Consider the following 22,051-nt stretch of genomic DNA (forward strand, 5'->3'; position numbering starts at 1 on the left):
GCAAGGGGAGGGCCGGATGATGCAGGGTAGCCATGACCGTGAAGGCAGGCTGGCGCAGGGGCATGCCGCCCTGCTGGCGGATGACATCGTAACCGCGCGGGCCTGTTTCGCCCAATTGCAGGGCATGCGGGGGGACGATCCCGATGCGCTTCACGGTCTGGCCTGCGTGGCGCTGGCCATTGGCCGGGCGGATGTTGCCATCGGTCTGGCCGGTCGCGCGCTGCGTATCGCGCCACGGGGGCAGTATCATGTCGTGCTGGCGCGTGCGCTGCTGGTGCAGGGGCATCATGATGCTGCGCGGGCAGCTATGAACATTGCCTGCCTGTCGCATCCCGATGACGTCGGCATCATGCTGTGCGCAGCCGACATGATGGAAAGCACGGGTGATACGCTGGCCGCCGCCCGTGCCTATGCGCGCGTGGTCAGTCTGGCCGGTCCGCATGATGGTGACAGTCGCGCCCTGCATGCCCGTTTCCTGTGGCGACGCGGAAGGCGGACAGCGGCGTGCGCGCAGATGCGGCAGGCCGTGCGCCTTGCCCCCGGCCGGGCGGAATATCTGCATGAACTGGTGGAAATGCTGCTGGCCCTCGGCGCGCGGAAGGAGGTGGAGACGCTTTTACGCGCGCATCTGGAGCATGATCCGCACGATGGGGTGGCGCTGTCGCAGCTTGGGGCACTGCTGTTCGCGGGTGGGCACATGCGGGATGCCGTGGACAGGCTTCAGCGGGCCATGGATCATGCACCTTCGGTGGAAGCCTGTAACAACCTTGGTCTCGCCCGCATGGCGTTGGGGGATATGGCGGGCGCGGATGCCGCCCTGCGACAGGCGATGCACATGCAGCCATCCGATGCCCGCATCGCCCTGAACCATGCCACCGGACTGTTCGAAGGCGGTCAGCCCGTCGCTGCCCGTGTGGCTTATGACGCCATACTGGGCACGACCCCGCCAGTTGATGAGGACACAGAGGCACGCGCCCGCTTCAATATGGGTGTCGCCCTGCTGGCCTGTGGCGAGATGGAGCAGGGATGGATGTTGTGGGAATCCCGGCTTGCCTTTCTGCCGCCCCATCCATCGGCCAGCCATCTGCCACGATGGAACGGTCGGGTGTTCGCCGGGGGCGGGAAGGTACTGGTGCATCTGGCGCAGGGACTGGGCGATGCCATTCATTTCCTGCGTTACGTGCCGCTTGCGGCGCAGCGTGCGCCCATCGTGCTGGCGGTGCCGCAGACACTGCGCAGGCTTGTGCATACATTGGGCTGCGCAACGGCGAATGGGGTGAATTATCCAATAGAAATTATCGCTCCTGATGAATATGTAAATATGGGCATCACCAGCCAGTGCGACCTGTTCAGCCTGCCGCATGTGTTGGGTGGCGCGCAGGTGCCTGCGTTCAAACCTTATCTGGGGGAAAAGCCGTGGCGGACGCACAAAAGGACAAAGGGGCCGCTACGCATCGGCCTGTGCCATGCCGGCAATCCGGCCTATCGCTTTGACGCACGGCGTTCCGTGCCTGTTGCGGCGCTGGCGCCGCTGACCCAGGTGACGGGAGTGGAGTTCATATCCGTGCAGCCACGGGTCGCTGAAGGTGCGCAGGCAGGCTTCGTGCGGCACAGCCTTGCGCCTGATGCCGATCTGCTTGATACGGCGCGCCTGATCGCGACGCTGGATCTGGTCATCAGCGTGGATACGCTCGCGGCCCATCTGGCCGGGGCCATGGGGTGCCCGGTCTGGCTGCTCAATCGTTTCGGGGGGGACTGGCGCTGGTATCCCGCCTTTGATCTGGACGGGCCGGAGGGTGTGCCTCCGGGTTATCCATCTGTGCCGGACGGCTGCCCGCGCAGCCGGTGGTATCCGTCCCTGTGGCAGTTCCGGCAGGGCGGCCTTCAGCCCCCCGATCAGGCGTGGGGGGTGGTCATGACGGCTGTCAGCAGCGCCCTGCAGGCATGGATTGCAGGGCGGGAAACTGTCAGATTGTGATACTTTCCAGTTCGGAGGAACGGCGCTGCGCCGCTGCCTCCGCTTCCTGCAGGCCGGACAGCAGGGCCGTGCGGATGCGGTTCAGGCGTTCCTTGTCCGTGATCTTCAGGCCGAACAGGTCCTTGACGTAGAACACGTCCACTGCCCGCACGCCGTAGGTGGTGATATGGGCCGACGCGATCTGCAGTTTCTGTTCGCTCAGTGCGGCGGTGACATCATGCAGCAGGCCAGGGCGGTCCCGACCATTGATTTCGACCACGGTGCAGGTGTTCGACGCCCGGTTGTCGATCACCACGCGCGGCGGCACATGGATGGCCCGCATGCGCCGCCCGCTCAGACGGCGGCCACACTGGGCAATCTCGCGGTCGATATTGATGCGGCCCGTCAATGCCTGTTCGATCAGCAACGACAGGCGGCCAAGCTGCTGCGGCTCCTCGAACGCGGCGCCGCCCGCATCCTGAATCCATAGCGTATCCAGCGCCATGCCATTGGTCATGGTATGGATACGCGCATCCACGATCGAGGCCCCGGAAATGGCCACCGCCCCCGCGATCTTGGAAAACAGGCCGGGATGGTCGGCCGCATAGATCGTAACCTCGGTCACGCCCCGGGCGGGAAGCGGCTGGGTTTCTACCGTAAGGGGGGAATGCAGGCGTTCGGAATCGCCAATCAGCCGGGCATGGCGGGCATGGGTATCGTGATCGAACGACAGCCAGTAACTGCCATAGCCCAGATCCATGAAGTGGCCGACATCGGTGGCGTTCATGCCTTCTTCCACCAGCCACTGTGCGGTGGCGGCCTTGGCGCGTTCCACGCGCACGTCGCGTTCGGTGGTGGCAAGGCTGCCTTCCAGCACTTCGGCCACGCGCATGTACAGTTCGTTCAGCAGCGTCGCCTTCCATGCGTTCCATACGCGCGGACCCACGGCGCGCATGTCCACGATGGTCAGCAAAAGCAGCAGGCGCAGGCGCTCGGGCGACTGGATGATGTCGGCAAGGTCAAGGATGGTCTTGGGGTCGTCGATATCACGCTGGAACGCGGTGTGGCTGAGCAGCAGGTGATGCAGCACCAGCCATGAAACGGTTTCCGTCTCCTCGCTGTCCATGCCCAGTTCGGGGCAGACATACAGCGCGATCTGCGAACCGATTTCCGAATGGTCGCCGCCCCGGCCCTTGGCGATGTCATGCAGCATCACCGCAACATACAGCGCGCGGCGCGAATGCAGGTTATGCGCCAGATCGTAGGCGATGGGGATTTCATCGGCCATCTGGCCATGTTCCACCCGGCCCATAATGCGCAGCGCGTCGATGATGTGCTCATCAACCGTGAACACATGGTAGGTGTCGAACTGCATCTGCCCCACGACACGCGACCAGTCGGGCAGCAGGCGACCCATGAGGCCGGTCTCGTTAAGGATATGCAGCCAGTAGGCGTTGCCCTTGCGCCGTCCCTCATCCATCAGGTGGAAACTGGGGGAGGCATCCGGCGCATCCGGTGTCTCGCCCGCGCGTGGCGTGCGGGCCTGACGTTCGGGCGGATCGCCACACATGAGGTCAAGGAAGATACGCGCGGTTTCCGGATCGCCGCGCAGGCTGGCGGCCTTGCGTTCCCAGCGGATCAACTGGTGCATGGCCATGGGATGGATGGGCAGCTTGCGCTTCTTGGCCCAGTTCAGCAGGCGCATCATCTGGATGGGTTCGTTTTCAAACGACGTGCCGCGCTGTGGCAGGATGCGGCCATCCAGCACCGTAAAGCCCGCATCGCGCATCTGGCTGTCGGCTTCCGGCGCATTGGCCACCGGGCCAAGGGCCTGTCGCAGCACGGCAGGTTCCAGCACCAGCGTCAGGCGCATGACCTCGCGCACGGTCAGGAAGTAGTGGCGCATGAACCGCTCCACGCCCACCTGCCGACCATGGCGGGTGTAACCCATGCGCCCGCCCACAACCGGCTGTACATCGAATGTCAGGCGCTCTTCCGCCCGGCCCGATACGTAATGCAGGTGAAAGCGCACGCGCCACAGGAAGTCCCATGCCCGCCGCGCGCGCTTGGCTTCCTGTTCGGTCAGCAGGCCGAGTTCACTGAATCCGGGCGCAAGCAGGTCGGATACATGCCGGGTGCCGAAGGTATAGCGGCACATCCAGTACAGCGTCTGCAGGTCGCGCAGGCCACCCCGGCCTTCCTTGATGTTGGGTTCGACAAGGTAGGGGCTGTCGCCAAAGCGCTGGTGGCGCGCCGCGCGTTCCTTGCGCTTGTCGGTAATGAAACGGTCGGCCCCGGCCCGCACGCAGGCCACGATATAGCGGGCCTGGAACATGGAAAACAGGGTCTCGCTACCCGTCAGCACGCGCGCGTCGAGCAGGGTGGTGCGGACCGTGGTGTCGGCTTCCGCCTCCGCAATGCATTCGTTGATGGTGCGGGTGGCATGCCCGACCTTCAGCCCCAGATCCCACAGGAAATACAGGATGTATTCCACGCAGGCCCGCACATCCTCCGCCTGCGTGTCCGCTGTCAGGAACAGAAGGTCGATATCACTGAACGGGGCCAGAAGGCCGCGCCCGTATCCGCCGGTCGCGGCAACGGCGAACGGGGCTTCGGGCTGCGAGTCGATCCCGGCTTCCCGCATGGCGAACTCGCCTAGTACCCGGATCATGCCATCGGTATAGGCGGCAAGCAGCTTGCCCGCTTCCGCCCCGCCCAGGTGATGGTGCTCGAACGCCTCGCGCACATGGGCCTGATAGCGCGACAGGTGGCGGCGGAACAGCCCGATCGCCTCCTCACGCGGCAGGGCGCGCGTATCGTCGGTGTCCCCCGGCGGGAAAAGGGCGGCATGGAGGGCGTCTGTCATCGCCTCGACGGAGGAGGCGTTAAGGGGGGCGGCGTTCGACATCGTGGCCAGATGGCGTCCTGTGAATGACGATAGGGATAAGGGTTGGAGTGTGCCGCCCTTAATGGCGGCAGGTCCAGTGCTGTATCAGGCTTTCAACAGTTTTTTGAGTTTATAAAGCATTTCCAGCGCCGTGCGAGGGCTGAGCGCATCCGGGTCCAGTTCTTCCAGCATGTCCACCACGGCGGGCGGAACGGCGGGGGATGGGGGTGCGATGTCCTCTTCGGGCTTTTCCGCCATGTGCTGTTCAAACAGGGGCAGTGGCGGCGCCTGCCTGCCGCGTTCTTTTTCCAGCATGCCCAGCAGCCTGCCCGCGCGGCGCACCACCGGTTCGGGCACGCCAGCCAGGCGGGCGACATGCACGCCCCAGCTCCGCCGCGCGCAGCCGGGAACGACCTCGTGCTGGAAAATGACCTGCCCCTTCCATTCCCGCACGCTCATGGTGTGGGGGGAAAGGCGCGGCATGCTGTTGGCCAGTTCGGCCAGTTCATGGAAATGGGTGGCGAAGATGGCACGCGAGCGCAGGGTGGAATGCAGCGTTTCCAGCACGGCCCATGCAATGGCCAGACCATCGAGCGTGGAGGTGCCGCGCCCGATCTCGTCCACCACCACTAGCGATTTCGGTCCCGCCTGATTGAGGATGGCTGCGGTCTCGGTCATTTCCACCATGAAGGTGGAGCGACCGCGCGCAAGGTCATCGGCAGCACCCACGCGGGAGAACAGGCGGTCCACCACCCCGATACGCATGGCCTGCGCCGCCACCGGCAGCCCGGCCTGCGCCAGAATGACCGCCAGCGCCGTCTGCCGCAGGAAGGTCGATTTGCCCGCCATGTTGGGGCCGGTCAGCAGCATGATGCGGCGGTCGGGTTCAAGGTCGCAGTCATTGGGGGTGAAGCGTGCGTTTCTGGGCAGGGCTGCTTCCACCACCGGGTGGCGGCAGCCTTCGATGACGAAACCCGTGTCATCTCCCACCACGGGGCAGCACCATGTACCCCCGCCCGCCAGCATGGCGCAGGACTGCGCGATGTCGATGCAGGACAGGGCGGCGGCCATGTCCGGCAGGGCGGCTTCATCGAGAATGTGGCGCACGACCTGCGTGAACAGGTGGCGTTCGCGCAGGCCGGCGTTTTCAGCCGCCTGTGCGATCTGCTGGTCAAGGCTGACCAGCCGTTCGGTTGAAAAGCGGCTGGCGCTGGCCGTGCCCTGCCGCATGATGAGGTCCTCATGTCCGCGCAGGCGCGCACTGGCGGCTGCCGGAACCTCGATCACATAGCCAAGCTGCGCATGGTGACGGATCTTGAGGTTGGCGATGTCGAACTGTTCGGCATATTCCTTCTGCAGGGCGGCGATAACGCGGCGGCTGCCGTCGCGCAGTTCGCGCTGCGCATCCAGTTCCTCATCATAACCCGTGGCGATGATGCCGCCGTCATCAAGGCGGGCGGGCGGGTTTTCGGCCAGTGCGCGCGCCAGCAGGTCCTGCAGTTCATGCGCGCGGTCCAGATGGCCCACGGCCTGCGCCAGTATGGGGGGCAGTTCTTCCTGCCGGTTCAGGATCTGTCCGACCTCGCGCGCGACCCCAAGGGCGATGCGGATTGCGACCGCATCGCGTGGCTGCCCCCGCCCCAGTGAAAGACGGCCAAGCGCGCGCGCCATGTCGGGCGCGGTGCGCAGGCAGGCGCGCAGGTCATCGCGTATGCCGTGCTTGTCCAGCAGCCACGTCCAGCCTGCCTGACGGCGGGCGATGCGCTCGGGATCGGTCAGGGGGGCTGCGATCCAGTCCGCCAGCAGGCGGCTGCCCGCTGCGGTAACCGTGCGGGCCACGGCTGCGAACAGGGTATGCTCGGTCGTGCCATCGCGCGTGCGCAGCAGGTCAAGGCTTGCCCGCGTGGCGGGGTCGAGGCCCAGGACATCCCCGCTGTAGCTGGGCCGGGGATGCGACAGGCGCGGCAACTGCCCGGCCTGACTGCGGCGGATGTAATCGATGGCGGCCCCGGCAGCCAGCGCTTCCGCATCGCTGAAGGTGCCGAAGGCGTCCAGACTGGCCACGCCGAAGGCTTCCGCCATGCGCTGGCGGGCGGCCTCCGGTCCTGCGGGCAGCAGGACAGGGGTGCGGCGGTCGGCGAAATCACCCAGTTCGACATTGTCCGCGCACAGGATTTCCGCCGGGTCCAGACGGCCCAGCAGGTCGTGCATGTCGCGCGCCGGGACGCACGCGGTTTCAAACAGGCCGGTGGAAATATCGATCCATGCCAGACCCGGATCGGCGCTGTCGCGGCCGGTGGGGCAGACGATGCAGGCCAGCAGGTTCTGCCGTCCCGCTTCCAGCAGTTCATCTTCCGTCAGGGTGCCCGGCGTGATCAGCCGCACGACCGCGCGCCGCAGCGGTCCCTTGGATGCGGGGCGTCCCTTGCGTGGCTGTTCCGTCTGTTCAGCCACCGATACGCGAAAACCCCGGCGGATCAGCCGGGCCAGATAGGCCTGCGCCGCATGCACCGGCACGCCGCACATGGGAATGGGTTCCCCCCCATGCGTGCCGCGTGCGGTCAGTGAGATATCCAGCGCGGAGGCCGCCGCTTCCGCATCGTTGAAAAACAGTTCGTAGAAATCTCCCATCCGGAAGAACAGGAGCGCATCGGGATGTTCGGCTTTAAGCGCGAACCACTGCGCCATGGCGGGCGAAGCACCTTCGGGGGATGGGAATGTCATGCCCGGTGTCTAGCGGCGGGATGGCGGATTCGCCAGTCCGGATTTTATGGCTTTCCTATGCCTGCCTGTTGCGGTGCAACCGGCGGTTGATGGCACTGGCGACCTGTCGCATATCGGTGATCCCCAGCAGGTGCAGCGCTGCAAGGTAGATGCTTATGCCAATGGCGATCAGCACGCCCACATCCATAATGCGCAGCACGGGACCGGCCTGCATCGCCCCGCCCAGCGGCGTGTATCCCGCCGCCGCAAGCCCTGCCGCCATCAGGGCCGCGCACACGACCATGCCACCAAGCTGGCGGACAAGCAGGGGATCAGGCATCAGCGCCCCGCGCCGCATCAGGATGAACGCCAGAACGCCCGCGTTGACCATGGCGGCCAGACTGCTGGCCAGTGGCGGTCCGATATGCGCCAGCCAGTGCATGAAGCTTATGTTGAGAATGAAGTTCAGCACCAGCGTGCCAAGTCCCACCAGAACCGGCGTGCGGGTATCGCCACGGGCGAAAAACCCCGGTGAGAGTATCTTGACTAGCACGAAGGCAGGCAGGCCCACAGCGTAGGCACGCAGCGACTGTGCCGCCAGAACCGCATCCCGCGCCGAGAAATGGCCATGACCGAACAGCGCCATCATCACCGGGGCCGCAACGACCAGCAGCCCTGCCGCCGCTGGCAGCGTCAGGATCAGCGCATAGGAAATGGCCCGGCCCTGCGTGCGGTGCGCACCCGCGATATCTCCCGCCGCAAGCGAACGGGTCAGTACCGGCAGCAATGTGGTGCCCGCCGCCGCCCCCAGCACGCCAAGGGGAAGCTGGTTCACCCGGTCGGCGAAATACATGAGCGAAACGCTACCCGCCGGCAGCAGGGTGGCGATGATGGTGTCCACCATGAAATTGATCTGCGTGATGCCGCTGCCCACCAGTCCCACGCCCATCCGCGCCAGCAGGGTGCGGATGCGGGGCGTAAGGCAGGGCATGACCAGCCGCAGCCGCATGCCCGCGCGGCGGGCGGCGTAAAGCAGGATGCCAAACTGGACCACGCCCGATGCGCTCACCCCCCATGCGGCGGCATGCGCGACATCACCCGTGAAGGGTGGCAGGATCAGGATGGCGGCAATGCCGATCACATTGAAGCTGACATAGGCCGCCGCCGCCACGCCAAACTGATGCATGCCGTTCAGCACGCCCGACACCAGCGCCGCCCCGCAGATCAGCAGCAGGTAGGGAAAGGTGATGCGGCTGAGCGATATGGCCAGCGAATCGCGTGCGCCGCCATGGGTGAAGCCCGGTGCGATCACGCTCAGCACGCCGGGCATGAAAACTTCCCCCAGCACGGTCAGCAGCAGCAGCCATGACAGCAGCACGCTCATCGTCTCGCACGCAAAGCGCCGGGCGGTGTCCTTGCCTTCGCGTTCCAGCAGGGAGGAGAACAGCGGCACGAAGGCGGCGTTCAGCGCCCCTTCGCCAAACAGGCGGCGGAACATGTTGGGCAGGCGGAAGGCGATCTGGTAGGCGTCCTGCGCAACGCCAGTACCCAGAAAGGCCGCAAGAAGCTGGTCGCGCACCAGCCCCAGCACGCGGCTGATCATGGTCCAGCCGCTTACGGTCAGAAAGCCCTTCAGCATCGCGCCAGCAGGAAATGCCCGCCGCTTCGATCCGTCATCAGTGGTCCATCACGGCGCGTTCGACCGCCATGCGCACGCGCCGCGATTCGGGGGATGTGATGGATGTGAACCAGTTCACCAGATTGCCGTCGCGCCCGATCAGGTATTTGTAGAAATTCCACCGCGGCAGCGACAGGAACCCACCCTCCCGCGCCAGCCAGCGGAACAGGGGAATCGCCTGCGGTCCCTTGACATGGCTCTTGGCGGTCAGGGGGAAGGTGACGCTGTAGTTGCGCTGGCAGAAGGTGGTGATTTCGTCGGGGGTGCCGGGTTCCTGTGCGCCAAAATCATTCGACGGCACGCCAATGACCATCAGGTCGTGGCTGCGCCACGTCGTCCACAGGTTCTGCAATCCTTCATATTGCGGCGTGAAACCGCATCGGGAAGCCGTGTTGGCGATAAGGATCGGCTTTCCCCGCAGGGTGGAAAGATCGATCTCCCCTCCGTTCAGGCTGGGCAGGACGAAGTCATGGATTGTGGTCATTGAAAAGCTCGGTTCTGTATGCGCGCCGGAGTGACCCGATTGCAGGCTGTGATGGCGGTGGTCAAGCGGTCAGTTCGCGTGTGTGAAATGTGGCGGCGTGGAACCTTCATGCGAATTCGTGCCCGACGGGCCGCGCCAGCAGGCGGCGGCTGGCTTCGGCCATGTCGATCGTTCCCGCAAGCAGTCCCGTTACGGTGGCGATGACGGGGGTGCTGACATCGTGGCGCTGCGCGAGTTGGTACAGCGCCGGGGCGGTGGCCATGCCTTCGGCCACGCCTTCCAGCGCCTGTGCCGCCTGCGGTGCGGGCGTGCCCTGCCCGATCGCCAGTCCCAGCCGGTAATTGCGTGAAGCCTGACCCGTGCAGGTCAGCAGCAGGTCGCCCACCCCCGCCAGACCGGACAGCGTTTCGGGCCGCCCGCCAAGCGCGTGCGACAGGCGGGCCAGTTCGGCTATGCCGCGTGTCATTAATGCTGCGCGCGCGTTTTCGCCCAGTTTCGCGCCCATGGCGGCCCCGGCGGCGATGGCGACGACATTTTTGGCCGCCCCGCCCAGTTGCACGCCGGTCGGGTCATCGCTGGCATACAGGCGGAAGGCGGGCGTGGTCAGCAGGTCGGCCAGCCTGCGCGCCTGTGCGCGGTCGGGGCTGGCCAGTACGGCGGCGGCGGGCAGTCCGGCTGCGATTTCATGCGCGAAATTGGGACCGGACAGAACGCCCAGCACGCTGTGGGGAAACAGTCCTGTCAGCACCTGTAGCGGCATGAGGCCGGTTTCGCGTTCGATCCCCTTGCAGCACGCGATCAGCGGCGCGCAGGCCGGGACCATCGCCGCCGTGGCGCGCAGATGCTGCATGGGACAGGCCAGCAGGATCAGGTCCGCCTGACGGGGCAGCTCACTGGTGACGGTAATGGTCGGCGGCAGGGCAAAACCGGGCAGGCGGGGCATGACGCGGCCTGCGGACATGGTGGCGGGATTGCGTGCCCACAGGCTGACATCGGCACCGGCGCGCGCGGCCTGCATGGCCAGTGCCGTGCCCCATGCGCCTGCGCCGATAACGGCAATCCGTGCGGTGTGCGTCATCCGTTCATTCCCCGGAGGTGTGTGCCGTACCCGGCATTCTGTTTTTTCAGTTTAATCGCAATGCGCCAGTTGGGGTTGCCATGCAAGGGTCGGGGCGCGCGGCAGTGTGGGCATGTCGTGTAACGGAAGGTCAGCAACGGTAACGTCATGCTCCTGCAGGGATCCGGGCCGTATCGTCCACCGTCATGCGCGCAGCCATTTCCGATAGCGGCCAGCGGGGGCGGGGGCGCATGGCGATGTCATCAGGGATGGGCAGGCCGAGGTCGCGCCGCGCGTGCATGGTTTCGATCGCGGCCCATGCCACCATGACCGCATTGTCCGTGCACAGGCGCAGCGGTGGCGCGGCGAAGGGCAGGTCATGCGCGCTGGCGAATTCCCGCAGCCGGGCGCGCAGTACGCCATTGGCCGCAACCCCGCCCGCGACCACCAGCGTGGTCGGACGCTCCATCATTTCCAGCGCATGGCCAAGGCGGTCGATGACGATGTCACTCACCGCCTGCTGGAAACTGGCGGCAAGGTCCGCCGCCTGCTGGCGTGAAAGGGCCGTGCGCACCTCGGTCGGGAGTTTCTGCGCCACGGCGGTCTTGAGGCCCGAAAATGAAAAGTCGCATCCCGCCCGGCCCATGAGGGGACGGGGCAGGGCTACCGCATGCGGATCGCCTTCGCGCGCAAGCTGTTCCACCGCCGGGCCGCCGGGCCAGCCAAGCCCCAGCATCTTGGCGACCTTGTCGAACGCTTCCCCCGCGGCATCGTCGATCGTGCCACCCAGCCTGCGGTAATGGCCCACCCCTTCCACCGCGATGCACTGGCAGTGTCCGCCCGACACCAGCAGCAGCAGGTAGGGGAAGGGCGCGCCATTGGGGGCGATGCCGGGCAGGCGCGCGGTCAGGGCGTGGGCCTCGATATGGTTGACGGCAATGAAGGGGCGGTCCAGCGCGATGGCCATGCCCTTGCCCATATCGGCCCCCACGATCAGCCCACCGATCAGGCCCGGCCCGCAGCTTGCGGCAATCGCCCCCAGATCATGAGGCTGAAGGTTCGCGGCCGCCAGCGTGTCGCGCACCAGCGCGGGCAGCGCGGAAAGATGGGCGCGGGCCGCGATTTCGGGCACGACCCCGCCGAATGGCACATGGCCGGATTGCGATAATGTCGTTTCTGCCAGTATCCGACCGTCTGTCGTAACGATGGCGCAGGCCGTGTCATCGCACGAAGATTCAATGGCCATAACGGGAGTTGGCATTTCGGGGGGTGTCTGTGTGGCGTCGGGCATGGCGCAATTTACAATCCGGCGGTGCGGAATGTCATCTTTCCTTTATCGTTATGTGGTAATAGACACGCGAGATGGAGTCCGCAAAGCCATCAGCCCCGTTTCCGTCGTCCGCGCTACAGAAAGTCGCGGCCGAGGCCGCTGCCCGCCAGCGAAAGGAAACCACACGCGCCGAACCCCACCGGCGGCAGTTGCCGCTGAAGGTCGGGACGCGCGCCTCTCCGCTTGCGCTGGTGCAGACGCGGGCCTTCCTGACGGTGCTGACCCGGTTCTGTCCGGTGCTGCGCGACATGGGCGCGTTTCAGGAACACCAGATCAGCACGACCGGCGATCAGGTGCTCAACCGCAAGCTGGCGGAAATTGGCGGGAAGGGTCTTTTCGCCAAGGAAATCCATGAAGCCCTTGCCGATGGCCGGATTGATTTCGCCGTCCACAGCCTCAAGGATCTGGAAACCACGCTGCCGCCGGGGCTGGTGCTGGCCTGCACCCTCAAGCGCGAGGACGCGCGCGATGTGCTGATCCTTGGCCCCGACTGTGATGAACCGGACCCCGCCGACCCGTATGCCGCCCTTCCGCAGGGCGCGCTGGTGGGTTGTGCCTCCGTCCGCCGTCAGGCGCAGATGCTGCATGTCCGGCCCGACCTGCGCTTCGGGCTGCTGCGCGGCAATGTGCAGACCCGTCTGGACAAGCTGGCGGCGCGTCAGTGCGATGCGACGCTGCTGGCCTATGCCGGGCTGCGCCGCCTTGGCATGGAAGACCGTGCCGATGTCATCCTTGATCCCACCATCATGGTACCGGCGGCGGGGCAGGGCATTGTGGGCGTGACCGTGCGTGAAAGCGATGTGGAACTGCGCGAACTGCTTTCCGCAATCGAGGATTATGAGGCCCGTGCCGTCGCCACGGCGGAACGCGCGCTGCTGGCGGAACTGGATGGTTCGTGCCGTACCCCCATCGGCGGGTATGCACGGCTGATCCCGGTCGTGGCCGGGGGGGCGCCGGAACTGCACCTGACCGGCCTTGTCGCGCGCGAAGACGGGTCGTTCCTGCTCAAACGCTCCATCAGTGGCGCACCGGGGGATGCGGCGCGTCTGGGCCGGGATCTCGGTCGCAGCCTGCGCGCGGACAGCCCGGCTGACATCTTTGCCGAATAGGGGCGTCCCGCCTTTCCGTGCCGCGTCGCGTAACGGCGTCATCATTACCCGACCGCCGCCGGGCCTTGCGCCCACCATGGCGGCGGTGACACGGCTGGGTCTGCGCCCCGTTGCAGCCCCCATGCTGCGTATCGAACAGCATGCCCTGACAGCCGATGGCCCGCGTCCCGACGGGCTGGTGCTGACAAGCGGGCAGGCGATTGCAGCCGTCAATCACCCGCAATGGCACGATGTGCCATGCTATGTGGTGGGTCAGGCGACTGGTGCGCGTATGCGCAGCGCGGGTTTCAATCATGTCATGACGGCGGCGGGCACGGCGGATGCCCTGTCCAGCCTTATCCACACCGCTGCGCCGCAGGGCGCGCGGCTGCTGCTGGCCGTCGGGCGGGGTTACGGGCGTGAAATGGCCACTGATCTGCGTGGCGCGGGTTTCCGGGTGGTGCGGCGCTGCGTCTATGCGGTCCATCCCGAACGGCGGCTGCCTGCATCCGTGCGTGCCGCGCTGCTGGCGGGGCAGGTCAGGTCGGTCATGTTCTATTCCACCCGCACGGCGCAGGCTTTTGTCACCGCGCTTGATGCGGCGCTGCGCCCCATGCTGGCGGAGGTACAGGCCATCGCCATGTCCACCAACGTAGCTGCCGCCCTTGAAACCGGCCCGCGCTGGCGGGCGGTCATGGTCGCGGCACGCCCGGATCAGGACGCCATGCTGGTCGCCCTCGGCGCGGATTGAACCCGGTTTTATCCATTAAAAAAGGCCGGAAGCCTGCGCTCCCGGCCCGTCATGCAGCGTTACCGCCGCATGGGTTCAGGCGTGGCCCGGCGTCTGGTCGAAGGAGTTGCGCTTGGCCTGCCACAGCGCGACGAAGTCGATCGGCTGCAGCACCACCGGCGGGAAGCCGCCATCACGGGTGACTTCGCTCAGGATATTGCGCACGTAGGGGAAGATCAGGCGCGGTACTTCCACCAGCAGGATCGGTTCGATCAGTTCCGCGGGCGGGTTGTTCAGCGTCGCGATCGCGGCATAGGACAGTTCGGCGATGAACACCGGACGCCCGGCGGGGCCGCCTTCCTTCTGCGGGGGTTCGCTGGCTTCGGCCTTGACGGTCAGGATCACCTCGAACACCGGCTGTTCCTGTTCCAGGCGGTTGGCCTGAACGTCAATATTGACCGAAATCTGCGGGTTGGTGCGCAGGGTCGCGAAGATTTCCGCACCCGCGGGCACTTCGAACGAGAGGTCCTTGATATATTGAAGGTTGATCGCCAGCGGCAGGGCCGGGGGCGCGCTCTGGCCGTTTTCGGGGGTGGTCGGCTGAGTCGTGTCGGACATGCTTGTCTACATTCTCCAAGAGATACGCGGAAAACAGAAGTGAATCTCGTATCCTCTGGCCGTAGCATGCGCCAGCAGGCGATGCCATAGCAGCCGTGGGAATTTTAACGGCTCTTGCGCATTGTGCTGGCTCCGGGCGTTGCCTATGTTGTGGGCAGGCTTATTTCTGGCAGGCTTGCCCGCCTGCGGTTATGGACGCGCGGCATGAATTTCTCTTTTGGTCATTTTCCTCTGGATCTGGTTATTCTGGGGCTGGTGGCTGTTTTCCTTGTTCTTCGCCTGCGTGGTATCCTTGGGCGCCGGGTCGGGGCCGAACCGGCGATGCGTCCCGTCATGACGCCGCCCCCGGTCCAGCCCGTAGCTGAAAAAGCCGCCGAACCGCCGCCGCCTGCCGTAACCTATGACATTCCTTCACCCGATACCCGCGTGGGTGGCGTTCTGGCCCGCATCGGGGCGCTACAGCCAGGTTTCACGGCGGACGCCTTCGCCAAAGGGGTGGAACCCGCCTTCCGCCAGATCGTGGGGGCCTATGCCACCGGTGATCTTGCCGTGCTGCGCGAAAAGCTGACGGCCGCGACCTACGCCACTTTCGATGCCGCGATACAGGCCCGCAAGCAGGTTGGCGAGACCCTGCGCAGCGAGATCCGCGATATTACCGATATTGCCATCGTCGATGCGGAAGTGGATGAAACGGCCGCCCCGAATCCGGTCGCCCGGATCGAGGTCCGGATCGTGTCCGACCAGATCAGCCTGACGCTGGACAGCAATGGCCAGCCGGTGGCGGGTGTCGATGCCGTGACCGAATTCTCGGACCTGTGGACATTCGAGCGCATTCTGGGCGTAAGCAGCAATGGCGCGGACTGGCGGCTGGGTGCAAGCCGCAGCGCGTAAGGTCATCCTGCCATAATTTACCGATAAGTCCGTGATTCATTCATGTCCATGAAAGCATTCAGACATATTGCGCCGCTATGCGCTGTCATTGCGCTGTGCGGCTGCCAGATCATCAATCCGGATATGGGCGGCAGGAAGAGCCGGTCCGGCCCCACCACCTTCGCGGCACTGGCGGGCTGGCAGGATGATGCGCTTGAACAGGCCCTGCCGGTTTTCCTTCAGGACTGTCACAAGGTCCAGAGCCTGCCCCCCGACAGCACACTTGGCGGAGATGACACTGCCAGGCGTCCCGGCCGGCGGGTAGGGGACTGGCAGGCAGCGTGTGAAGCCGCGCGCACTGTTCCCGCAGGTGATCGCGTGGCGGCCCGCACGTTTTTCGAGACATGGTTCGTCCCCTACCGCCTTGCTGCGGGCACAAGGGCCGATGGCATGCTGTTCACCGGCTATTATGAACCCGAAATCCGGGGTTCGCTCCGGCGTGGCGGCATTTACCAGACTCCTGTCTACCGTCGTCCCCCCGATCTGGTGCGCGAGCATGACAGTCAGGGCCATGTCGTGACCGGACGCCGGCAGGGTAGGCAGATCGTGCCGTACTGGACCCGTGCGCAGATCGATCAGGGCGCGCTGGCGCATAAAAAGCTTGAAATGCTGTGGCTGGCCGATCCGGTTGACCTGTTCTTCCTGCAGATACAGGGGGCGGGACGTGTGCGCCTGCCTGATGACAGGGTGGTCCGGCTGGGTTTCGATGGCCTGAATGGCCAGCCCTATGTGCCGCTGGGTCGCGTCATGGTCGCACAGGGACTGCTGAAGGCCGAGGATGTGAACATGGCATCCATCCGTGGCTGGCTGGAAGCGAATCCGGCCCAGGCGACGCAGATGATGGAACAGAACCCGAATTACGTCTTTTTCCGGCAACTGGATCAGGGCAATGCGCTGGCCGGTGCGCCGGGCGCGCTGGGTGTGGACCTGACGCCGGGCCGTTCCATGGCGATTGACCGGGATTTCATTCCGCTTGGAAGCCCGGTATGGGTGCAGGCGCAGATTCCGGTTGACGGGCATGAGACGCAGTGGAACCGGCTTGATTTCGCACAGGATCTGGGCACCGACATCAAGGGTCCCGACCGGGCCGACCTGTATATGGGTTGGGGACCCGAAGCGGCCCAGACGGCAGGAAACCTGCGTTCAGGCGGGCAGATGATCGTGCTGGTCCCCCGTGGCAGCCCGAACAGGCGGAAAGATAAACACCACAGATCCGCCCGTCCCGCGGAGTGAAGAGCGTACCACCATGACAGGGCGACCCCGCGCGGGGCAGGCTTGCGCATCTCCTCCGCGCATGCCGCGGACCACCCGCTATACCGAAGGGCCGCACCTGCTGGTGCGTGGCGACTGCGTACGTGCCCTGCGCCGGATGGAGGCCGACAGCGTGGACGTTGTCGTGACCTCGCCGCCCTATAATATCGGACTGAAATACCGTACCTACCGCGACCGGCTGGCGGAAGAAGGTTATCTGGACTGGATGGTCGAGGTGGCGCGGGAAGTCCGCCGGGTCATGCGGCCCGACGGGTCGTTCTTTCTTAACGTGGCCGGTTCATCCGCGCAGCCGTGGCTGCCGTTCGAGCTTATGGTCCGGCTGCGTGAACTGTTCGTGCTGCAGAACCATATCTCATGGGTCAAATCCATTTCGGTGGGGACGGATACCCACGGGCATTTCAAGCCGGTAAACAGCCCCCGCTACCTGAACCGCAACCATGAACATCTTTTCCACCTGACCCGTACGGGAAATGTGGGGCTCAGCCGACTGGATATTGGCGTGCCCTACATGGACAAATCCAATATCGCGCGGCGCGGCCACCGGCAGGACCGGCGCTGCCGGGGCGATACGTGGTTCATCCCGTATGAAACGGTGCAGGGCAAGGCACAGAAATTCCACCATCCCGGCACGTTTCCGGTGCTGCTGCCGCAGATGTGCATCCGCCTGCATGGCAAGAGCGCGCCAGTGGTGCTGGACCCGTTCATGGGCACGGGCACGACGCTGGTTGCCGCCGTGCGCGAAGGGGGGCAGGGCATCGGAATCGATCTGGATACCATTTATGTCAATGTCGCCCGCCAGCGGGTACGGCAGGCTATGCAGGTGGAGGCGGAAGGCACGACCGCAGCGTCTGATCGAAATATTTGATGGTTTCTATTGAAACGATTATTTTGACAAATAATCCCTGAATCGGCCAGAACGCCCCACAGATAACGAATGAAGGGGTTGGCATGTCGGTAAGGAAGGCAGTGCTGGGGGCGATCGCCGCCGGCGGCGTGGTTTATGGCGCAACGGTCGCCTATCTTGACCATTTCGATCATGCGACGGCGCCCGCACCGGGGGGGGCCGGGGTGGATGCGGCATCCACGGCGGCGCTGAACGTCATCCGCGAGGCACGGTGCGACTACTGCCACGCGGCGAAGGTTGATCTGCCGTTCTATTTCAGCCTGCCGGTGGCCAATACCCTCATGAGCCGCGACCGCGATCAGGGCCTGCGCCATTTCCGCGTTGAACCGGTGATCGAGGCCCTGCAGAACGGTGGCGTTCCCGATGAGGAACCTCTGGCCCGCATCGAGGAAGTCATCCACCAGAACCGCATGCCGCCCACGCTGTACCTGCTCATGCACTGGCATGCCCATCTGTCGGCGGCGCAGCGTGACAGCATGCTGTCGTGGATCGCGCAGGAACGGCGCCAGCATTACGCCACACAGGGCGTTGCCGACCGGTTTGCAGGCGAACCCGTGCAGCCGGTGCCCGAATCCATTCCGGTGGACAGCCACAAGGTCGCGCTGGGCCAGCGCCTGTTCTTTGACCGGCAGCTTTCGGGCAATGGCGGGTTAAGCTGCGCAAGCTGCCACAGCCTGCAGCATGGCGGGGTTGACGGTCTGGTGACCGCGACGGGCATCAACGGGCAGAAAGGCCCGATTAATGTCCCCACCGTGTTTGACGCCGCCTTCAACAAAAGCCAGTTCTGGAATGGTCGTGCCCGCACGCTGGCCGAACAGGCGGCCGGTCCGGTCATGAACCCGGTCGAGATGGGATCGCATGACTGGTCGGTTGTCGCGGCCCATCTGGCGGCTGATCCGTCCTATGTTGCGGATTTCCAGGCAGCCTTCGGGTCCGATGCGATCAATCAGGCCACGATCACGGACGCGATCGCCGAATATGAAAAGACGCTGATCACGCCGGACAGCCGCTTCGACCAGTACCTGAAGGGCGATGACGCCGCCCTGAACACGCAGGAAAAACATGGTTACGCGCTGTTCAAGGATGTTGGCTGCTCTGGCTGCCATACCGGTCCGTCCATGGGTGGGCAGGCGTTCGAGCCGATGGGGCTGGAAGGCAATTACTTCGCGGCCCGTGGCGGTCCGCTGACCGATGCGGACAAGGGACGTATCGAAGTCACCCACAACCCGGCGGACATGGAACGCTTCAAGGTGCCCAACCTGCGCAATATCGCGCTGACCGGCCCCTATTTCCACGATGGCAGCGTCAAGACGCTGGATCAGGCCGTGCGGGACATGGCGCGTTATCAGACGCCCGATCACGATATTTCGGATCAGGACGTGGCGGATATCGTGGCCTTCCTCAATACGCTGACCGGGCGTTATCAGGGCGAGACCCTGCGTAACTCGGTCCCGTAATCCTTTTCCCCTATGGGAAATGCAGGCCCTGCCGTTCATGCGGCAGGGTTTTTGCATTGTGGCCCATGGCTGAAAACATGGACCCGACCGGCGGGGTGTGATTCTATGTGCACGGGCCGCTGGCCAGGGAAAGGAATCAGACGGTGAGGCAGCGCAGACTGAATGAGGAGGAGGCGGCCCTGTGGACGGCCTTCGCGCAGGGTATCGCCCCCCTGCGCGCGGCCCGGCAGGCGACGCCCGACATTTCTCCCACTGTTGCGGCCACTCCGGCGGCGGGAACGGATAAACACGCGCCCCTTACCACCCCGGAACAGTTGCAGCGTCTTGCGGCGGGAAACATGCACGGCGTGCACGGAACCCCCGGCCATAGCGTGACCGTGCAGAAGGGCAGGGGCGGCCCGTTTGAAATCGGCGTGCGCAGGCCGGGAATGGACGATACAAGCTGGCGTGGCCTCGTCAGCGGCAAGCTACGGCCCGCGCGCAGGCTCGACCTGCATGGACAGGTGGCGCAGACGGCCTTCCATCGCCTGCATACCTTCCTGATACAGGCACACGCCGACAACGTACGCTGTGTCGAAATCATTACGGGGCTGGGCAGCGGCCTTAATGGCGGCATTCTGCGGCGCGAGCTGCCGTTCTGGCTGGGGCGCGGTGATCTGGGGCGGCTTATTCTGGCGGTTGTCCATCCACATGCCGCCAATCAGGGGGCGGTGCGGGTGCTGCTGCGCCGTGCCGGACGCGGCACGGGGCGTTAGCCCAGCCGCCAGGTCGGCAGCTTTGCCGCCAGCCAGCGGCGCAGGGTCATGATGGTGGACGTATCGCCTGAAATCTGTTGCAGGGCGGCGGTAGCGTCCGTACCGGTCAGGAGCGTGCGACCCGCGTCGCGCGTAAGGGAGAGCACCGCGCTGTCCCGTATGGCCAGCGCCGTCGCGGCCCGCCAGCGGGCCAGTGTCGTGGGCTGGGTCAGCATGGGCAGCACCAGCGCCAGATCCACCGCGGCCGCCCCCGCCAGCGGTTTCCATGCCGCATAAAGCAGCGAGCCGAGTGCGGAATGGGCATCCTGACCCAGCCGTGTCTCCATGCTCATGATCGTCTGGTCCTGCACCGTGAAGGGCTGGGCCTGTGTGCTCAGGGTAAACAGGGCGGGAAAATCCGCCTGTGCCAGCCCGTCGATCAGGGCGGTGGTGTCGGGCGTGCCCAGCGGGTCTGTTATCTGGATCACGTCCACCTGATTGTCGCGCAGGGCCGCGGCGGCGGCCTCAGGTGTTGCAAGACCCGTGACCGGGATGGGGCGCAGGCCGAACAGGGTCATGGCCAGCACGGTTGGCAGTTCAATGCCGGTCAGGGTGGACACCGCAATGCGCACGGGTCGGTCGCGCATGAAATTGCCAAGGCTGCGATGCAGTTGCGCCCGCCCGATCACCACCGGCACGGTCATGCACAGCAGCAGTGGCAGCCAGCGGCTGTAATCGAAATGGATGCGCGTATCCCCGCATAGTGAGGAGACAAGGGCCGATCCCGGTGCGGCCAGCGCCATCATGCCATCGGATGCGAACTGGGAATCAAACAGGTTGGCCCCTGTCACGCCATCCTGTCCCACCGTGTCGCGCACGGGCAGCGGGCTGGACAGGCCAAAACCCTGCGCCAGCGTGCGGGGCAGGACCGGCTTCCAGCGATCGGCCATGGCGCTCTGGTTGCCTGCAACCAGCAGGCCGGGCGTGCCGGACGCGCCAGCGGGCACGGGCAGGCGTTCGGGCGGCAGTTCCGATGCCATCGCCCTGCGCATGCCCGCGGCCGAACTGGCCAGAAGCATGGCCAGAAGGTTGCGCCGCCCGATCATGGCTGTGCCCGCCTGTTCATGGTCCCGTGCGCCCGCATGCCGCAGCCCCATGGCGCGGGCGGCATGGCGGTGGTCGGGGCGGATCGGAGCCAGGTGTGTCGGGCGGGCATGGGCTATTCTTATGGCCAGTGGACCTCGGGGGGAAGGCTCATGAGGATGGCTTCGGTGTTTCCGCCCGTTTTCAGGCCGAAAATCGTGCCCCGGTCATGCAGGAGATTGAACTCCACATACCGTCCGCGCCGGACAAGCTGCGCCTTGCGCTGTTCTTCCGTCCACGGTTCCATCATCCGGCTCCGCACGATATCGGGGTAGGTTTCCAGAAAGCCCAGCCCCACATCGCGCGTAAAGGCGAAATCCGCGTCGAGGTCGCCGGTATTGAGCCGGTCATAGAAAATGCCGCCCAGCCCGCGCGGTTCATTACGGTGGGGCAGGTAAAAATACCTGTCACACCAGTCGCGGAAGCGGGGATAATATTCGGGGTCATGCTTTTCGCATGCCTGTCTGAACCCGTCATGGAACCGTTCGCCGTCGCTGATGGCTTCGGCGCTTTCGGGAAACATCGGCGTAATGTCGCCGCCGCCGCCAAACCAGCCCTGTGTGGTGACGATCATGCGGGTGTTGAAATGGGCCGCGGGCACCAGCGGGCTGCACATATGGGCAACAAGGCTTATGCCTGTTGCGAAAAAGCGCGGATCTTCCGATGCGCCGGGGATCGAATCGCGAAAGCCGGGGCTGAATTCGCCACTTACCGTCGAGACATTGACCCCGACCTTTTCAAATACACGCCCGCGCATGAGGCTTATGACACCGCCGCCGCCGGGCGTGCCGTCCTCATTGGTGCGGTTCCAGGGCGTGCGCTCGAAACGGCCCGGTGTTTCCTTGCCCGGCAGGGTGGGGGTGCCGGCGGCAGCGGCTTCGGTCTCGATCTGTTCGAAGGCTGCGCATATGCGGTCGCGCAGGGTTTCAAACCACGTCCGGGCCGTGTCCTTCAGCGCGTCATGGGCGACTGGTGTGCGGGAAATTGTCATGGTCGTATCGTTCTGCCCGTTCAGGTCATTCGCAAAGGATATTACGGGTGCCCGTTTGTCCCGCCTATTGCAAGACGGGCAATTGCAA

At 65.2% G+C, this 22,051-nt stretch carries 17 protein-coding genes; 8 read left to right on the top strand and 9 right to left on the bottom strand.

Going from position 1 to position 22,051, the window contains the following annotated elements:
• Positions 1-16: 16 nt before the first annotated feature.
• Positions 17-1,978, top strand: a complete 1,962-nt coding sequence (locus KSAC_RS13000; protein ID WP_132305744.1) for a tetratricopeptide repeat protein — start codon at positions 17-19, stop codon at positions 1,976-1,978.
• Here KSAC_RS13000 and KSAC_RS13005 read toward each other — a convergent pair.
• The 6 genes from KSAC_RS13005 to tsaD all read right to left on the bottom strand — a co-directional run bounded on the left by KSAC_RS13005 (position 1,968) and on the right by tsaD (position 12,057).
• Positions 1,968-4,865 carry a [protein-PII] uridylyltransferase gene (locus KSAC_RS13005; RefSeq protein WP_132305746.1) on the bottom strand — a complete coding sequence of 966 codons (2,898 nt, stop codon included), beginning with the start codon at positions 4,863-4,865 and terminating at the stop codon, positions 1,968-1,970. The genes KSAC_RS13000 and KSAC_RS13005 overlap by 11 nt on opposite strands.
• A gap of 84 nt (positions 4,866-4,949) precedes the next feature.
• On the bottom strand, positions 4,950-7,568 hold the full coding sequence (mutS, locus tag KSAC_RS13010) for a DNA mismatch repair protein MutS (protein WP_132305748.1): 2,619 nt from the start codon (positions 7,566-7,568) through the stop codon (positions 4,950-4,952).
• A 55-nt stretch (positions 7,569-7,623) separates the two neighbouring features.
• Positions 7,624-9,186 carry a murein biosynthesis integral membrane protein MurJ gene (gene murJ / locus KSAC_RS13015; protein WP_132305750.1) on the bottom strand — a complete coding sequence of 521 codons (1,563 nt, stop codon included), beginning with the start codon at positions 9,184-9,186 and terminating at the stop codon, positions 7,624-7,626.
• Between the two features lie 37 nt (positions 9,187-9,223).
• Entirely contained in the window at positions 9,224-9,709 is a 486-nt protein-coding gene (locus KSAC_RS13020) for a glutathione peroxidase (protein ID WP_102324544.1), read from the bottom strand.
• A gap of 106 nt (positions 9,710-9,815) precedes the next feature.
• Positions 9,816-10,787 carry an NAD(P)H-dependent glycerol-3-phosphate dehydrogenase gene (locus tag KSAC_RS13025; protein ID WP_102324543.1) on the bottom strand — a complete coding sequence of 324 codons (972 nt, stop codon included), beginning with the start codon at positions 10,785-10,787 and terminating at the stop codon, positions 9,816-9,818.
• 145 nt (positions 10,788-10,932) lie between these two features.
• Positions 10,933-12,057 (bottom strand): tRNA (adenosine(37)-N6)-threonylcarbamoyltransferase complex transferase subunit TsaD, encoded by a 1,125-nt coding sequence (tsaD, locus tag KSAC_RS13030; protein ID WP_132305752.1) that lies wholly within the window; start codon positions 12,055-12,057, stop codon positions 10,933-10,935.
• A gap of 71 nt (positions 12,058-12,128) precedes the next feature.
• Between tsaD and hemC the strand changes: the two genes are divergently transcribed.
• Entirely contained in the window at positions 12,129-13,205 is a 1,077-nt protein-coding gene (hemC, locus tag KSAC_RS13035; protein WP_102324541.1) for a hydroxymethylbilane synthase, read from the top strand.
• Positions 13,195-13,935, top strand: coding sequence for a uroporphyrinogen-III synthase (locus tag KSAC_RS13040; RefSeq protein ID WP_243705222.1), 741 nt, complete (start codon positions 13,195-13,197; stop codon positions 13,933-13,935). Before hemC ends, KSAC_RS13040 begins: the two co-directional genes overlap by 11 nt.
• 75 nt (positions 13,936-14,010) lie before the next feature.
• Here the strand turns inward: KSAC_RS13040 and secB are convergent, their stop codons facing one another.
• On the bottom strand, positions 14,011-14,532 hold the full coding sequence (gene secB, locus KSAC_RS13045) for a protein-export chaperone SecB (RefSeq protein WP_110547113.1): 522 nt from the start codon (positions 14,530-14,532) through the stop codon (positions 14,011-14,013).
• 204 nt (positions 14,533-14,736) lie between these two features.
• Here secB and KSAC_RS13050 point away from each other — a divergent pair, with 204 nt between their 5' ends.
• The 5 genes from KSAC_RS13050 (at position 14,737) to KSAC_RS13070 (ending at position 19,850) form a co-directional block, all read left to right on the top strand.
• Positions 14,737-15,423, top strand: a complete 687-nt coding sequence (locus tag KSAC_RS13050) for a Tim44/TimA family putative adaptor protein (RefSeq protein WP_132306275.1) — start codon at positions 14,737-14,739, stop codon at positions 15,421-15,423.
• Between the two features lie 42 nt (positions 15,424-15,465).
• A complete protein-coding gene (mltA, locus tag KSAC_RS13055) occupies positions 15,466-16,695 on the top strand; it encodes a murein transglycosylase A (protein WP_408884733.1) in 1,230 nt (409 codons plus the stop codon).
• A 13-nt stretch (positions 16,696-16,708) separates the two neighbouring features.
• Complete coding sequence (locus KSAC_RS13060) at positions 16,709-17,599, top strand: DNA-methyltransferase (protein WP_102324537.1); 891 nt, start codon at positions 16,709-16,711, stop codon at positions 17,597-17,599.
• Positions 17,600-17,682: 83 nt separating this feature from the next.
• Positions 17,683-19,095 (top strand): cytochrome-c peroxidase, encoded by a 1,413-nt coding sequence (locus tag KSAC_RS13065; protein ID WP_132305758.1) that lies wholly within the window; start codon positions 17,683-17,685, stop codon positions 19,093-19,095.
• A gap of 143 nt (positions 19,096-19,238) precedes the next feature.
• Positions 19,239-19,850, top strand: coding sequence for a Smr/MutS family protein (locus KSAC_RS13070; protein ID WP_102324535.1), 612 nt, complete (start codon positions 19,239-19,241; stop codon positions 19,848-19,850).
• Here KSAC_RS13070 and KSAC_RS13075 read toward each other — a convergent pair.
• Together KSAC_RS13075 and hemF are read right to left on the bottom strand one after the other, a co-directional pair.
• A complete protein-coding gene (locus KSAC_RS13075; RefSeq protein ID WP_132306277.1) occupies positions 19,847-20,935 on the bottom strand; it encodes a hypothetical protein in 1,089 nt (362 codons plus the stop codon). The genes KSAC_RS13070 and KSAC_RS13075 overlap by 4 nt on opposite strands.
• Positions 20,936-21,054: 119 nt before the next feature.
• Complete coding sequence (gene hemF, locus KSAC_RS13080) at positions 21,055-21,963, bottom strand: oxygen-dependent coproporphyrinogen oxidase (RefSeq protein WP_132305760.1); 909 nt, start codon at positions 21,961-21,963, stop codon at positions 21,055-21,057.
• Positions 21,964-22,051: the final 88 nt, after the last annotated feature.

Origin of the sequence: Komagataeibacter saccharivorans, from assembly GCF_004348195.1 — a bacterium.
GTDB classification, from domain to species: Bacteria; Pseudomonadota; Alphaproteobacteria; order Acetobacterales; family Acetobacteraceae; genus Komagataeibacter; species Komagataeibacter saccharivorans.

Bases quoted from the DNA above. Each gene is read 5' to 3' on its own strand.
- KSAC_RS13000 (WP_132305744.1), top strand. From the start codon at position 17: ATGATGCAGGGTAGCCATGACCGTGAAGGCAGGCTGGCGCAGGGGCAT.
- KSAC_RS13005 (WP_132305746.1), bottom strand. From the start codon at position 4,865: ATGTCGAACGCCGCCCCCCTTAACGCCTCCTCCGTCGAGGCGATGACA.
- mutS (WP_132305748.1), bottom strand. From the start codon at position 7,568: ATGACATTCCCATCCCCCGAAGGTGCTTCGCCCGCCATGGCGCAGTGG.
- murJ (WP_132305750.1), bottom strand. From the start codon at position 9,186: ATGCTGAAGGGCTTTCTGACCGTAAGCGGCTGGACCATGATCAGCCGC.
- KSAC_RS13020 (WP_102324544.1), bottom strand. From the start codon at position 9,709: ATGACCACAATCCATGACTTCGTCCTGCCCAGCCTGAACGGAGGGGAG.
- KSAC_RS13025 (WP_102324543.1), bottom strand. From the start codon at position 10,787: ATGACGCACACCGCACGGATTGCCGTTATCGGCGCAGGCGCATGGGGC.
- tsaD (WP_132305752.1), bottom strand. From the start codon at position 12,057: ATGCCCGACGCCACACAGACACCCCCCGAAATGCCAACTCCCGTTATG.
- hemC (WP_102324541.1), top strand. From the start codon at position 12,129: ATGGAGTCCGCAAAGCCATCAGCCCCGTTTCCGTCGTCCGCGCTACAG.
- secB (WP_110547113.1), bottom strand. From the start codon at position 14,532: ATGTCCGACACGACTCAGCCGACCACCCCCGAAAACGGCCAGAGCGCG.
- KSAC_RS13050 (WP_132306275.1), top strand. From the start codon at position 14,737: ATGAATTTCTCTTTTGGTCATTTTCCTCTGGATCTGGTTATTCTGGGG.
- mltA (WP_408884733.1), top strand. From the start codon at position 15,466: ATGTCCATGAAAGCATTCAGACATATTGCGCCGCTATGCGCTGTCATT.
- KSAC_RS13060 (WP_102324537.1), top strand. From the start codon at position 16,709: ATGACAGGGCGACCCCGCGCGGGGCAGGCTTGCGCATCTCCTCCGCGC.
- KSAC_RS13065 (WP_132305758.1), top strand. From the start codon at position 17,683: ATGTCGGTAAGGAAGGCAGTGCTGGGGGCGATCGCCGCCGGCGGCGTG.
- KSAC_RS13075 (WP_132306277.1), bottom strand. From the start codon at position 20,935: ATGATCGGGCGGCGCAACCTTCTGGCCATGCTTCTGGCCAGTTCGGCC.
- hemF (WP_132305760.1), bottom strand. From the start codon at position 21,963: ATGACAATTTCCCGCACACCAGTCGCCCATGACGCGCTGAAGGACACG.